This is a genomic window from Burkholderia sp. AU45388 (assembly GCF_030481585.1).
GTDB classification, from domain to species: domain Bacteria; phylum Pseudomonadota; class Gammaproteobacteria; order Burkholderiales; family Burkholderiaceae; genus Burkholderia; species Burkholderia sola.
Map to the genome: position 1 here is coordinate 22,653 of NZ_JAUJPV010000022.1, position 12,478 is coordinate 35,130.

General features: G+C 68.5%; 13 protein-coding genes. 7 read left to right on the forward strand and 6 right to left on the reverse strand.

From position 1 onward, the window contains the following. Positions 1–40: 40 nt before the first annotated feature. The 6 genes from QZM72_RS27520 (at position 41) to QZM72_RS27545 (ending at position 4,600) form a co-directional block, all read left to right on the forward strand. Positions 41–964 carry a branched-chain amino acid transaminase gene (locus tag QZM72_RS27520; protein ID WP_089468350.1) on the forward strand — a complete coding sequence of 308 codons (924 nt, stop codon included), beginning with the start codon at positions 41–43 and terminating at the stop codon, positions 962–964. Positions 965–1,014: 50 nt separating this feature from the next. Continuing rightward, positions 1,015–1,209 (forward strand): zinc-finger domain-containing protein, encoded by a 195-nt coding sequence (locus QZM72_RS27525; RefSeq protein ID WP_006482499.1) that lies wholly within the window; start codon positions 1,015–1,017, stop codon positions 1,207–1,209. 140 nt (positions 1,210–1,349) lie between these two features. Next, positions 1,350–2,387: a lipopolysaccharide heptosyltransferase II gene (gene waaF, locus QZM72_RS27530; RefSeq protein ID WP_089468351.1), complete on the forward strand. Its 1,038-nt coding sequence runs from the start codon at positions 1,350–1,352 to the stop codon at positions 2,385–2,387. A gap of 115 nt (positions 2,388–2,502) precedes the next feature. After that, positions 2,503–2,949, forward strand: a complete 447-nt coding sequence (locus QZM72_RS27535; protein ID WP_034178922.1) for a nuclear transport factor 2 family protein — start codon at positions 2,503–2,505, stop codon at positions 2,947–2,949. Between the two features lie 33 nt (positions 2,950–2,982). Next, positions 2,983–4,020, forward strand: a complete 1,038-nt coding sequence (locus QZM72_RS27540; protein WP_089468352.1) for a hydrolase — start codon at positions 2,983–2,985, stop codon at positions 4,018–4,020. Beyond that, positions 4,013–4,600 carry a DUF2946 family protein gene (locus QZM72_RS27545; protein ID WP_301739682.1) on the forward strand — a complete coding sequence of 196 codons (588 nt, stop codon included), beginning with the start codon at positions 4,013–4,015 and terminating at the stop codon, positions 4,598–4,600. The genes QZM72_RS27540 and QZM72_RS27545 overlap by 8 nt, the downstream gene beginning before the upstream one ends. A 39-nt stretch (positions 4,601–4,639) precedes the next feature. On the opposite strand, the gene QZM72_RS27550 is transcribed toward QZM72_RS27545, so the two are convergent. Continuing rightward, positions 4,640–6,334, reverse strand: a complete 1,695-nt coding sequence (locus QZM72_RS27550; protein WP_089468354.1) for a M48 family metalloprotease — start codon at positions 6,332–6,334, stop codon at positions 4,640–4,642. 269 nt (positions 6,335–6,603) lie between these two features. Between QZM72_RS27550 and moaC the strand changes: the two genes are divergently transcribed. Further along, a complete protein-coding gene (gene moaC / locus QZM72_RS27555; protein WP_089468355.1) occupies positions 6,604–7,083 on the forward strand; it encodes a cyclic pyranopterin monophosphate synthase MoaC in 480 nt (159 codons plus the stop codon). 209 nt (positions 7,084–7,292) lie between these two features. Here the strand turns inward: moaC and QZM72_RS27560 are convergent, their stop codons facing one another. From QZM72_RS27560 to sucD, 5 genes are all read right to left on the reverse strand, one after another. Next, on the reverse strand, positions 7,293–7,643 hold the full coding sequence (locus QZM72_RS27560) for a TonB family protein (RefSeq protein WP_089468356.1): 351 nt from the start codon (positions 7,641–7,643) through the stop codon (positions 7,293–7,295). Positions 7,644–8,091: 448 nt separating this feature from the next. Continuing rightward, a complete protein-coding gene (locus QZM72_RS27565) occupies positions 8,092–9,870 on the reverse strand; it encodes a Wzy polymerase domain-containing protein (protein ID WP_089468357.1) in 1,779 nt (592 codons plus the stop codon). Positions 9,871–10,025: 155 nt separating this feature from the next. Next, a complete protein-coding gene (locus tag QZM72_RS27570) occupies positions 10,026–10,622 on the reverse strand; it encodes a pilin (RefSeq protein ID WP_089468358.1) in 597 nt (198 codons plus the stop codon). Positions 10,623–10,717: 95 nt separating this feature from the next. Further along, positions 10,718–11,419: a TerC family protein gene (locus tag QZM72_RS27575; RefSeq protein ID WP_089468359.1), complete on the reverse strand. Its 702-nt coding sequence runs from the start codon at positions 11,417–11,419 to the stop codon at positions 10,718–10,720. Positions 11,420–11,576: 157 nt separating this feature from the next. Next, positions 11,577–12,458, reverse strand: coding sequence for a succinate--CoA ligase subunit alpha (gene sucD, locus QZM72_RS27580; protein ID WP_006477916.1), 882 nt, complete (start codon positions 12,456–12,458; stop codon positions 11,577–11,579). Positions 12,459–12,478 lie beyond the last annotated feature (20 nt).

Consider the following 12,478-nt stretch of genomic DNA (forward strand, 5'->3'; position numbering starts at 1 on the left):
CACACCACCCGCAGCACCTCACCGCTTCCAGGAGAATCCTATGTCAATGGCCGACCGCGACGGCAAGATCTGGATGGACGGCAAGCTGATCGACTGGCGCGACGCCAAGATCCACGTCCTGACCCACACGCTGCACTACGGCATGGGCGTCTTCGAGGGCGTGCGCGCGTACCGGACGGCCGACGGCGGCACCGCGATCTTCCGCCTGCGCGAGCACACCAAACGTCTGCTGAATTCGGCGAAGATCTTCCAGATGGACGTGCCGTTCGATCGCGAAACGCTCGAAGCCGCGCAACTCGCGGTCGTGCGCGAGAACCACCTCGAATCGTGCTACCTGCGCCCGATCATCTGGGTCGGCTCGGAAAAGCTCGGCGTGGCCGCGAAGGGCAATACCGTCCACGTCGCGATCGCCGCGTGGCCGTGGGGCGCGTATCTCGGCGAGGACGGCCTCGCGAAGGGCATCCGCGTGAAGACGTCGTCGTTCACGCGTCACCACGTGAACGTGTCGATGGTGCGCGCGAAGGCGTCGGGCTGGTACGTGAACTCGATCCTCGCGAACCAGGAAGCGACGGCCGACGGCTACGACGAAGCGCTGCTGCTCGACGTCGACGGCTACGTGTCGGAAGGCTCCGGCGAGAACTTCTTCCTCGTGAACAACGGCAAGCTGTACACGCCCGACCTGTCGTCGTGCCTCGACGGCATCACGCGCGACACGGTCATCACCCTCGCGAAGGACGCCGGCATCGAAGTCATCGAGAAGCGCATCACGCGCGACGAGGTCTACACGGCCGACGAAGCGTTCTTCACCGGCACGGCCGCCGAAGTCACGCCGATCCGCGAGCTCGACAACCGCACGATCGGCAGCGGCGCGCGCGGCCCCGTCACGGAAAAGCTCCAGTCGGCGTTTTTCGATATCGTGTCGGGCAAGAACGCGAAGTACGCGCACTGGCTGACGAAGGTCTGAGCGCGCCGCGCCACCGACCGCCCCACACAAGAGTGATAAGAGAAAGTCTCATGAGCGAAATCAAGGAAATGCCGCTGGTCGAGCTGACGGCCAAGGATCTTCCCGCCTACTGCCCGAACCCGGCCATGACGCGCTGGAATGCGCACCCGCGCGTCTTCATCGACGTATCGCACGGCGAGGCGCGCTGCCCGTACTGCGGCACGCGCTACAAGCTGCGCGACGGCGAGGTCGTCAAGGGCCACTGAGCCCGGCGGCCGGGCCCGAGGGCCCGCCGACCCGCAAGGCGGCGCAACCGGAAATCCCGGCGCGCCGCCCTTCCCCATTCTGGCAACCCGAACGCGGCGCCCGTGCGCCGTGCTTCATTACGACATCGGAAGTCGACCTGATGCGTCGAGCGCTGGTTATCGCACCGAACTGGATCGGTGACGCATTGATGGCGCAGCCGCTTTTTGCGCTGCTGAAAAAGCTCCATCCCCGCATCGCGATCGATGCCGTCGCACCCTCGTGGGTCGCGCCCGTGCTCGAACGGATGCCCGAGATCCACGATGTCTACGCGACCGATCTCGCGCACGGCAAGCTGCAGCTGCTGCGCCGCTGGCAGCTTGCGAGCGACCTGCGCGACGTCGGCTACGACGCGGCGTACGTGCTGCCGAATTCGCTGAAATCCGCGGTGATCCCGTGGCTCGCGAACGTCCCGCTGCGCATCGGCTATACGGGCGAGCACCGCTACGGGCTGCTGAACGTGCGGCACGCGAACCCCGACAAGTCGGGCGAGCGGCCGCCGATGACGACCCACTACGCGGCGCTCGCGTACGCACCGGGCGCGAAGCTGCCCGAGTCGATGAAAACCCTGCCCGCGCCGCGCCTGGACGCCGACCTGAACGAGACGGCGCGCGTATCCGCACGTTTCAATCTCGATACGCGCAAGCCGCTCGTCGTGTTCTGCCCCGGCGCCGAATACGGCCCGGCCAAGCGCTGGCCGCCCGAGCACTTCGCGTCGCTCGCGACCATCGTCCATCAGTCGTTCCCGTATACGCAGATCGTCGCGCTCGGCTCGCCGAAGGATTCGGCCGCCGCGCAGGCGATCGCCGACCACGCGCCGAACGTGCGCAACCTGTGCGGGCAGACGTCGTTGTCCGAGGCATGTGCGCTGATCGCGCGCGCGAACGCGGTCGTCACCAACGATTCGGGGCTGATGCACGTCGCAGCCGCGTTGCGCCGCCCGCTCGTCGCGTTGTACGGATCGACCGATCCGCGCCACACCCCTCCGCTGTCGGACCTGGCGAAGGTACAATGGTTACATCTCGAATGCAGTCCCTGCTTCGAACGCGAGTGCCCGCTCGGCCACCTGAAGTGCCTGCGCGAACTCGGTCCCGAGCAGGTATTCGGCGATTTGCGCGGCATGCTCGTCGGGCAGCGCTGACCCTGACCGGCAGCGTCGCACGGCGCGCCGGGCAATCCGATTCACCGGTGTACGGCGGCTCCACCCGGGCCGCCGTGCTGAATACGGCGCGCGATGCGCGCGAGAGACAACCCCGATGCCACGTTTTGCCCGCCTGTTCGAAGCTGCTGCCGATACGCTGAACGCCTACTACCAGGCCGTCGCGGATGCCAATCTCGACGCGCTGCTGGCGCTGTGGATCGACGAGGATTTCGCCAGCTGCGTCTGGGCGGACGGCGAGCATCTGCACGGCCTCGACCAGATCCGCAGCGGCCTCGCCAACCGGCTCGCGACGCGCCCGGTCACGATCGAGCCGCTCGACATCCGGGTGTACGACAGCCTCGGCACGGTCGTCTATACGATCGCCGAAGCGCATCAGCAGGCCGACCTGACGGCCGAACCCGACATGGTTTTCGCGACGTACGTGATGATCCACGAACGCGGCGAGTGGCGCATCGCGCACATCCACGCGAGCCCGATTCCTGAACAAGCGGCCGGACAATTCGCCGCGAAGATCCGTCACGGGCAGGGTCCGCTGCACTGACGAAAAACGAAGCAACGCATTAGCGGGGCGATCATGAGTACGGCTTCTCCGCCCACCTCGCCGCTGACTGGGGCCCCGGCCCCCGACGACGATTCATTGCGCTATCGCGCACCGCGCTGGCTGCCCAACAGCCATGTGCAAACCATCGTGCCCGCGCTGTTCGCGCGGCGTCCGGTCGTCGCTTATCGGCGAGAGCGATGGGAAACGCCCGACCACGACTTCATCGACCTCGACTGGGTCGCGCACCTCGACAGCGCGGCGCCGGCGCCCGACGCGCCGCTGTTCGTGCTGTTCCACGGCCTCGAAGGCAGCTCCGGCTCGCACTACGCGCTCGCGATGATGGCCACCGCGCGCGCGAACGGGTGGCACGCCGTCGTCCCGCACTTCCGCAGTTGCAGCGGCGAGATCAACCGCCAGCCGCGCTTCTACCATCTCGCCGACAGCGCCGAGGTCGACTGGATCCTGCGCCGGCTCGCCGCGCAGCATCGCGGGCCGCTGGTCGCGGCCGGCGTGTCGCTCGGCGGCAACGTGCTGCTGCGCTGGCTCGGCGAGCATCGCAGCGACACGTCGATCGTGCGCGCCGCGGCCGCGATCTCGACGCCGATCGACGTGCACGCCGGCGGCCGCGCGCTGTCGCAGGGGTTCGCGATGGTCTACACGCGCAGCTTCCTGAAGACGCTCAAGCGCAAGGCGCTCGCGAAGCTCGACCAGTATCCGGGGCTGTTCGACCGCGAAGCGATGCTGCAGGCCGTGACGATGCGCGACTTCGACGAGGTCGTGACCGCGCCGCTGCACGGTTTCGCGAACGCGGACGACTACTGGACGAAGGCGACCACGCGGCCGCTGCTGCCCGCGATCGACGTGCCGACGCTGATCCTCAACGCCCGCAACGACCCGTTCCTGCCCGAATCGGCGCTGCCGGGCCCGGCCGACGTGTCGCCGTCCGTCGAGCTCGACCAGCCCGCGCACGGCGGCCACGCGGGCTTCATGACCGGGCCGTTCCCCGGCCGCGTCGACTGGCTGTCGGCGCGGGTGTTCGGCTATTGCTCGAAATTCGTCGACCATGGATGACATCGTCAGGCAGGCGCTCGCCAAATGGCCGAACGTGCCGCATTGCACCGGCTGGCTGCTGCTCGACCGGCGCGGCACCTGGCGGCTGCGCGACGACGCCGCGCAGGCGGCCGGCGAGCTCGGCTCGCCGATCCGGCACGCGGCGCTGAACGCGTTCATCGGCCGCAACTACGCATGCGACGCGCAGGGCCAGTGGTTCTTCCAGAACGGGCCGCAGCGCGTGTACGTCGAACTCGCCTATACGCCGTGGGTCGTGCGGCTCGCCGAGCATGACGGGCAGCTTGCGCTCACCGACCAGACGGGCGCCCCGTTCGAACCGGATGCCGCCTGGCTCGACGACGGCGGCGGCGTGCTGTTTCGCGATGGCGGCACACCCGCGCGCATCGCGGCGCTGCACGATCACGACCTCGGGCTGTTCGCCGATCACGCGGATTTCGATGCCGAGCCGCCGGTGCTGCGCTGGCGCGATGGCCGTACGCTGCCGCTCGGCAGCATCGCGTGCGCCGACGTACCGGCGCGGTTCGGCTACGTCGCCAGCCCGGCGCGCCTCGCGCGCGACGCGGCCGACAGCGGCGAGTGAGCCGCGGCGAGGCCGGCCGCGTTCGCCGCGCGGCCGCCGCTACCCGCGGCCGTTCTTCTCGTCGTCGCGCTCTTCCTTGTAGCGCGCCTCGAATTCCAGCAGCCGCGCGCCGATGATCGACTGCTCGTAGAACGACACGTCCTTCGCGTCGCGCGCTTCCTTCAGTTGCCGGATCGCCGACGGCCATGCGCCGTCGAGCGCCAGTTTCTCCGCCAGTGCCCGGCGCCGCGCGAGCACGTCGCCCTTGCCGTCGCTCGCCTTCGCGAGGTACTCCCACCAGTCCGGCTGTTCGGGGTCGGCCTTCGCCTGCGCCCGCGCGAGCGTCTGCGCTTCGCCGAAGCGGCGCGCGGCGATCAGCGCCTGCAGGTGCGCGACGATCGCCGCGTGCGACGCCGGCCAGCGCCGCTGCGCGAGCGCCGAAAGCGGTACCGCGTCGTCGGTCCGGCCCGCGCGGCGGGCGATGTCGGCGGCCAGCACGTCGAGGCTCGGCGAACTGGTCGCCGGATCGTCGTCGCGCCGCTCGCGCTCGTCGAACGCGCCGCGCGCCGATGCGAGCGCCTTGTCCGCCGCATCGTACTGGCCGAGCAGCGTGTTCGCGAGCGCGATGCCGTACCAGTTCGCCGCGACGTTCGGCGCGGTGCGATCGTCGATCTCGAGCTGCATCCGGCGCGCCTCGGCCGAGATGTCGGTCGGCGCCCGGTTCTGCAGGACGCGCAGCCGTGCACGCACGAACCCGTATTCGGCGGACTGGCGCGGCTGCCGGTACGGCGCGCGGCGCGCACGATCCTCCATGTCGGCGATCCGCTCGCCGGTCAGCGGGTGCGTGCGCGCATAGGCGGGCACGCCCGCATCGCCCGTCGACGCGCGGTCGAGCCGCTCGAAGAAGCCCGGCATGCCATACGGGTCGTAGCCGGCTCCCGCGAGCAGCTGGAAGCCCACGCGATCGGCCTCGCGCTCGGCCGACCGAGAGAAGCGCAGCTGGTTGTCGACCGCGTATGCCTGCCCGCCCATCGCGATCGCGCTGCCGAGATCGCCGCTGCGCGCGAGCACGCCGGCCAGCACGCCGAGCAGCATCGTCGCGAGCGCCGTATAGCCGCTCTTCTCGCTCGCGCCGATCATCCGGGCGATGTGCCGCTGCAGCACGTGGCCCATCTCGTGGCCGACCACCGACGCGAGTTCCGACTCCGTCTGCGTCGTGACGACCAGCCCGCTGTTGATCCCGATGAAGCCGCCCGGCATCGAGAACGCGTTGATCTGCGGATCGCGCACCGGGAACAGGTCGAAGTCCGGCGTGTAGCCGCCGATGTAGCGCGCCGCCGCCGCGGCCGCGAGCCGCGCCGCCATCGCGTTCAGGTAGTCGCGCACGAGCCAGTCGTCGAGATAGTCGGGATCGCGCCGCACTTCACGCATCACGCGTTCGCCGAGCCGGCGCTCGGCCCGCGGCGTCAGCGAGCCGCCGGAGCCGTCGCCGAGATCGGGCAGCTCGAGCGCACGCAGCGGCGCGCGCAGGCTCGCGACCGGCGCCGACGCACCGTCCGCGCCCGAGAACCGGCTCTCCGCGCCGCCGTACGTGCCGAATACGCCGGTCGCGATGCCGGACGGCACGGTGGAAATCGACGTCGCGCCGCCAACCGCCGGCTCGAGCGGCGGCGCGGAGGCGCTCTGCGCATGGCCGCCCGGCGGCAGCGCGAGCGCGGCCGACAGCGACACGGCAAGCAACTGTTTGACACGCATGGCAGGATGAAAACGACGCCGTCCCGCGCGAACGGCGCGCATCGCGGCGTTTGGTCTGAATATTCGGATCATTGTACCGGCGCCGCGACGACTGTCCCGTGCCGCGCGCGCGTCATCTGCGCCTGCGGCAACGCGAACGCCGCTGCTATGATAGGCGCCCGCTAAGCCGTTGGATCGGTTCGTCGCGCCGGCATGGCGTTCAGTGCCCGGCCGATCGCGAAGCAGGATCGAGGGACGTGCGTACGCACTCCGTTCCAATAGAGGAAGACATGTCAGGACTCACCCATTTCGATGCAGCCGGTCACGCCCACATGGTCGACGTCGGCGACAAGCAGGAAACCCGACGCATCGCGATCGCGCGCGGCACGATCCGGATGCTGCCGGCCACGTTCGCGCTGATCCGCGACGGCAAGGCCAAGAAAGGCGACGTGCTCGGCGTCGCGCGCATCGCGGCGATTCAGGGCGCGAAGCGCACGGCCGATCTCATTCCGCTGTGCCACCCGCTCGCGCTGACGCGCGTGGCCGTCGAGTTCGAACTCGACGACGCGCTGCCGGGAGTCCACTGCGTCGTGCAGGTCGAGACGTTCGGCCGCACCGGCGTCGAGATGGAAGCGCTGACGGCCGTGCAGGTCGGGCTGCTGACCGTCTACGACATGTGCAAGGCCGTCGACCGCGGGATGGTGATCACCGACGTGAGCGTCAGGGAGAAGCGCGGCGGGAAGTCGGGGGACTGGAAGGCGGAAGCGTAAGCGTAACCGTATTCCTTTATAAGCCTTTCGCTCTGCGACAAGCCGACGACCCTGGTCTCGCTATCGTCGAACGAAGTCACCCAAATCTGACGACGGGTATACGCTCGAGAAGCGGCAGTTCTGATCGTTCCAATGAGATTGCCGCGAGGCCCCGTCGCGATTCGGGTGCCGGCCCCGCGGCCGCGCCCATCGAGCGCACGCCCGCCCCATCACTGCCCGCGCCGCGGCTCGAACACGAACGGTTGCGTAAGCAGGAACGGATTCGCGGTCGCGCCAGTCTGCGCGCAGGTCGCATGGGTCATCGCGTCGACGGCCGCGCGATCGGCCGCCGCATTGCGGCTGCTCGTCGTCACGGTCACGTTCTGCGCTTCGCCGGACGTCGTCATCAGCGCGCGCACGAGCACGGTCGCCGGGCGCGTGAGCGGTTTCGCGCTATCCGGATAGACGGCGCGCGGGATATGGCAGGTCAGCTTGCTTTCCTGCGATGACGACAGCATCGCGCAGCCGGAAAACAGTACCGCGACGGCGGGCAGGATCAGGTAGGTCGAGCGAATGGCCATGGTCTAATATCGTTCTTCAGCACTGTTCTGGGCACACGCGTCGCGCCGGCAGCCTTTCGCCGGCGGCATCGCGTGTGTCGCACTGCGCCGCGGCCTTCGGATCGGCGCCCCGTTACGGCCGCGCGGCCGAGCGATGCTCGATCGCGATCCTGCTCGGCGGAATGCCCGGATAGCCGGGACATTCTCCGTATTCACATCGGCTACGCCCCGCGCCGGCGGCACGCGAGGGCTTTCGCGCATTGTGCACGCGCCGCCCGGTCAGCGGCGGCGATTTGACAATGGTTGACGCGAATCGTCACCCATTCGGCCGGAATCCACGCGATCCGCGACGTAATCGATACCCGACCGGATTGGCGCCATGCGCCGGGCCGTGTTGCTCCGGCGTCAGTCGTCGTCACCGCGGCCCGGTAGACGCCGGAGTGCCCCGTTCCGGCGCGCACGACACGCATCAATCCGAATCGTCGTCGTCCGAATCGTCGCCCTCGTCGGCCGGCGCTTCCCCGTACTTCGCGACGATCGCCGCCCTGAACGTCTTCAGCGCAGGCTCCTGGTCGCACAGCTTGTACAACGCGGCCAGCTGTTGCGGCCAGTCCTTCAATTCCTTCGCAAACACGTGCAGGCGCGCGACGGTATCGAGCGCATCGGCTTCGCGGCCGGCCAGCGCCTGCAGCACCGCATAGCGGCGCAGCACCGTCTCGCCGGGCAGCAGCGCGATCGCGCGCTCATGCGCGGCGAGCTTGAGCGGCAGGTTGTCCGGCGAAATGGTCAGCAGCGTCGCCGCACCGTAATCGCCCCACGCGCCGAACAGCAGCGACGGCGCATCGCGGTACTGCGCGGCCGGGTTGCTGCCGTAATACAGCACTTCCGCGCGCTGATAGTCGCGCAGCACGGGCACCGCCGCCAGCACGCCGCCGAACGACAACACCGCGAACAGCCCGAACGCCGCACGCCCCGGCAGGATACGCAGCGGCTTCACCTCGAGCAGCCCGATCACGAACATCGCCGGCAGCAGGAAGAACATGTATTGCTGCGGATACTCGACCAGCGCATGCATCAGCAGGATGCCGATCAGCGCGAAGCCGAACACGCGCATGCTCGACTGCGGCGCCCGCACCGCGCGCACGAACCACGTGACGAGCGTGACGGCGAGCACGCCGAGCCCGACGAGACCGGACTTCGCGAGCAGGTCGATGAAGATGTCGTGCGCGTTGTTCGCGATCTCGACGCCGCCGAGCGTGCGCACGAGCGCGAACTGGTGCGACGGGAATTCGCCCCAGCCGACCCCGAGCAGCGGATGTTCGCGGAACATCGCGAGCCCGTACTTCCACAGCGCGAGGCGCGGCGCGATCTGCCCGGCATCGCGCATCCGGTCGGCTGCCGACTCCGCGAGATTCAGGTGGTAGTGCACGTTGGCCCAGCGCACGGCGACGTTCACCGCGATGAACGCGACCGCGAGCACGACCGGTATCAGCCACGCACGCGCATTGCCCGGCGTGCGGCGCGATTCGACCCAGGCCATCCAGAAGCCCGCGACCACCATCACCGCGACTTGCAGCCACGGCCCGCGCGACACCGTCAGCGCAAGACCGACCGACAGCACGAGCGACAGCGTGAGCCATGCCCACACCGCGAGCCGGCGCGTCTGCACCAGATACAGCGCACCCGCGAGCGCGAAGGCGATGTAGCTGGCCAGGTGGTTCGCCTGCGCCATGTTGCCGTACGGGCGGCGATCGACCGCGATGTTGTATACCACGACGAATGGCGAGACGGCCGATTCCAGGTGGAATAGCTGCACGATCTGGGCGCCGACCGCGAATACGCCGCCCACGAGCAGCGCCCCGGCCATCATCCGCGACACGATTTCCGCCATCCCGTCGCGCGCAAGCGTATACCCGGCCTGCATCGCGACCAGCGCGGCGGCGAGATAGCCGACCGCCAGCCAGTTCATCGACGGCACCTTGAGCGGGATCAGCGCGACCTGCGCGATCAGCACCACCGCAAAACCAAGCGGCGCCGCGAACGCGGCCGGCGCGGCAAACGGCTGGGCGGGGCGGCCGGTGCGCGCGAGCAGCACGACGGACACGCCCACCAGCAGATACAGCACCAGCGCGGAAAACTCGGAATAGAAGGTCGGGATCGGATACGTATGATTCGTGATCGCGTACGGCACGATCAGGGCGACAGCCAGCGCAACGAGCGGCAACGAACGGGAAAAAGTAGAAGGCATGAGCGAACCGGGTGTCAGCAACCGGCGCACTATACAAAACTTTCCCTGCTCTGTGCGGGGCTGTCGCTCCGCGAGCCGGCGCGCAGCCGCAGCCCCGCCGGCCGAAGCGGCGGCCGGCAGGCCGCATGCGCCGCCCTCCTCCGGCTCCGCCAGCCTTATGCACGGCACTCCGCGGGCGCATATTTCGCGGGCAGCGTCGCGGCGTTACCGGGCAACGGCCCCGCGCCGGGCGCCGGCAGCGACGATGCGTCCTTCCCGGCGGCGAAACATTCCCACGCAATCGCGCCCGCTTGTATCGACCCCTTTTTGAGCGGCACGCGCGCGGTGGGCGCATCGGCCTTGTCGGGCGCGGACGGCACGAGCACCAGCGTATTTGTGCCGGCCGCGGCGACCCGGGCGGTGAACGCGACCGTGATCTGGCCGGTATTGGCGTCGATCGAAACCGATTCGACGTTGCGGGTCGAGGTGGGTGGACTATAGCCGCCGTCGAGGCTCGCGCCGCTCGCCGCATTGTCGGCGACCGCGAGCCGCGCCGACGACGCGAGCGCAAGCCCCTCGCCGACGCGCGACCGCGCGAGGTAATCCTGGTACGCGGGAATCGCATAGGCCGCGACGACGCCGACGATCGCGAGCACGATCATCAGTTCGATCAACGTGAAGCCGGCCAGCCGCCAGCGCGGCGACGGCCGGTTCGCGCGCCGCAGATCGGCGGCAACGCGACGGAACAGGGAAACGGAAAAGGCTTCGAACATGGCAGGCTCCGGAAACGAAAAACGCCTGCCGACAAAGGCAGGCGTCTCGATCGTAGCCAGCGGGCAGCGAAGCCGGCAGTCAGCCGGATGGCCAGTCAGTGCTGCGGCACGCCGCGGCGTTTCCTGAGCGCGTAACCGATCGCGACGACGAACAGTGCGCCGACGATGCTCGCGCCGTAGACCACTTCCGGCGTATCGAGCACCGGCCAGCGGTCGCCGACCGGGTCGTTCACGATCAGCCCACCCGCGATCCAGCCGAGCAGCCCGGCGCCGAGCGCCACGACGACCGGGAACCGGTCGAGCAGCTTCAGCACCAGCGTGCTGCCCCACACGATGATCGGCACGCTGACAATGAGCCCGAAGATCACGAGCGCGATCCGGTGCGACGGGTCGGCCTGCTCGGCCGCGCCGGCGATCGCGATCACGTTGTCGAGGCTCATGACCGCATCGGCGATCACGATCGTCTTCACGGCATCCCACAGCCGGTCGGCCGGCTTGATGTTGTCGTGCGCGTCGGCGGCCGGCGCCATCAGCTTGATGCCGATCCACAGCAGCAACAACCCGCCGCCGAGCTTCAGGAACGGCACGTCGAGCAGCGCGACCGCGAACGTGATCAGCGCGACGCGCAGCAGGATCGCCCCCGCGGTGCCCCAGACGACCCCGCGCAGCCGCTGGTTCGCCGGCAGGTTGCGGCACGCAAGCGCGATCACGACCGCGTTGTCGCCGCCGAGCAGGATATCGATGATGACGATCTGGAGAATGGCGCCCCAGTGCAGCGAGGTCAGGAATTCGAGCATGGCGGTGAGGAAAGGGCAGCGGCCGCCTCGCGGGCGACCCGGTTCATCGTCGGCACATGCAGCGCACATGCCCGGTGCTTACGAATTCATTGCGGGAGCATAACAAAAAACGCCGGCAAAGCCGGCGTTTTCTGCAGGACGGACCCGATGGAAATACTTACAGCGCCTTCTTCAGCAGACGGCCCATTTCCGACGGGTTGCGCGTGACGGTGATGCCGCACGCTTCCATGATTTCCAGCTTCGCTTCGGCCGTATCCGCACCGCCCGAGATCAGCGCGCCGGCGTGGCCCATGCGCTTGCCCGGAGGCGCCGTGACGCCCGCGATGAAGCCGACGACCGGCTTCTTCATGTTGTCCTTGATCCACTCGGCGGCGTTGGCTTCGTCCGGACCGCCGATTTCGCCGATCATCACGACCGCATCCGTATCCGGATCGTCGTTGAACATCTTCATCACGTCGATGTGCTTCAGACCGTTGATCGGGTCGCCGCCGATACCGACTGCCGACGACTGGCCGAGGCCGAGTGCCGTCAGCTGGGCAACCGCTTCATACGTCAGCGTGCCCGAACGCGACACGACGCCGATACGACCCTTGCGGTGGATGTGACCCGGCATGATGCCGATCTTCAGTTCGTCCGGCGTGATCGTGCCCGGGCAGTTCGGCCCGAGCAGCAGCGTCTTGCGGCCTTCGCGACGCATGCGGTCCTTCACTTCGATCATGTCGCGCACGGGAATGCCTTCCGTGATGCAGATCGCGAGATCCAGGTCGGCTTCGACCGCTTCCCAGATCGCAGCCGCCGCGCCTGCCGGCGGCACGTAGATGACCGACACGGTCGCGCCGGTTTCCGCCTTCGCTTCCTTGACGCTCGCGTAGATCGGAATGCCTTCGAAGTCTTCGCCGGCCTTCTTCGGGTTCACGCCCGCGACGAATGCTTCGCGGCCGTTTGCGTATTCACGGCAGGCGCGCGTATGGAACTGACCGGTTTTGCCGGTAATGCCCTGCGTGATGACCTTCGTGTCCTTGTTGATCAGAATCGACATGTATTTTGACCTCTGTTCGA

Bases quoted from the DNA above. Each gene is read 5' to 3' on its own strand.
- QZM72_RS27520 (WP_089468350.1), top strand. From the start codon at position 41: ATGTCAATGGCCGACCGCGACGGCAAGATCTGGATGGACGGCAAGCTG.
- QZM72_RS27525 (WP_006482499.1), top strand. From the start codon at position 1,015: ATGAGCGAAATCAAGGAAATGCCGCTGGTCGAGCTGACGGCCAAGGAT.
- waaF (WP_089468351.1), top strand. From the start codon at position 1,350: ATGCGTCGAGCGCTGGTTATCGCACCGAACTGGATCGGTGACGCATTG.
- QZM72_RS27535 (WP_034178922.1), top strand. From the start codon at position 2,503: ATGCCACGTTTTGCCCGCCTGTTCGAAGCTGCTGCCGATACGCTGAAC.
- QZM72_RS27540 (WP_089468352.1), top strand. From the start codon at position 2,983: ATGAGTACGGCTTCTCCGCCCACCTCGCCGCTGACTGGGGCCCCGGCC.
- QZM72_RS27545 (WP_301739682.1), top strand. From the start codon at position 4,013: ATGGATGACATCGTCAGGCAGGCGCTCGCCAAATGGCCGAACGTGCCG.
- QZM72_RS27550 (WP_089468354.1), bottom strand. From the start codon at position 6,334: ATGCGTGTCAAACAGTTGCTTGCCGTGTCGCTGTCGGCCGCGCTCGCG.
- moaC (WP_089468355.1), top strand. From the start codon at position 6,604: ATGTCAGGACTCACCCATTTCGATGCAGCCGGTCACGCCCACATGGTC.
- QZM72_RS27560 (WP_089468356.1), bottom strand. From the start codon at position 7,643: ATGGCCATTCGCTCGACCTACCTGATCCTGCCCGCCGTCGCGGTACTG.
- QZM72_RS27565 (WP_089468357.1), bottom strand. From the start codon at position 9,870: ATGCCTTCTACTTTTTCCCGTTCGTTGCCGCTCGTTGCGCTGGCTGTC.
- QZM72_RS27570 (WP_089468358.1), bottom strand. From the start codon at position 10,622: ATGTTCGAAGCCTTTTCCGTTTCCCTGTTCCGTCGCGTTGCCGCCGAT.
- QZM72_RS27575 (WP_089468359.1), bottom strand. From the start codon at position 11,419: ATGCTCGAATTCCTGACCTCGCTGCACTGGGGCGCCATTCTCCAGATC.
- sucD (WP_006477916.1), bottom strand. From the start codon at position 12,458: ATGTCGATTCTGATCAACAAGGACACGAAGGTCATCACGCAGGGCATT.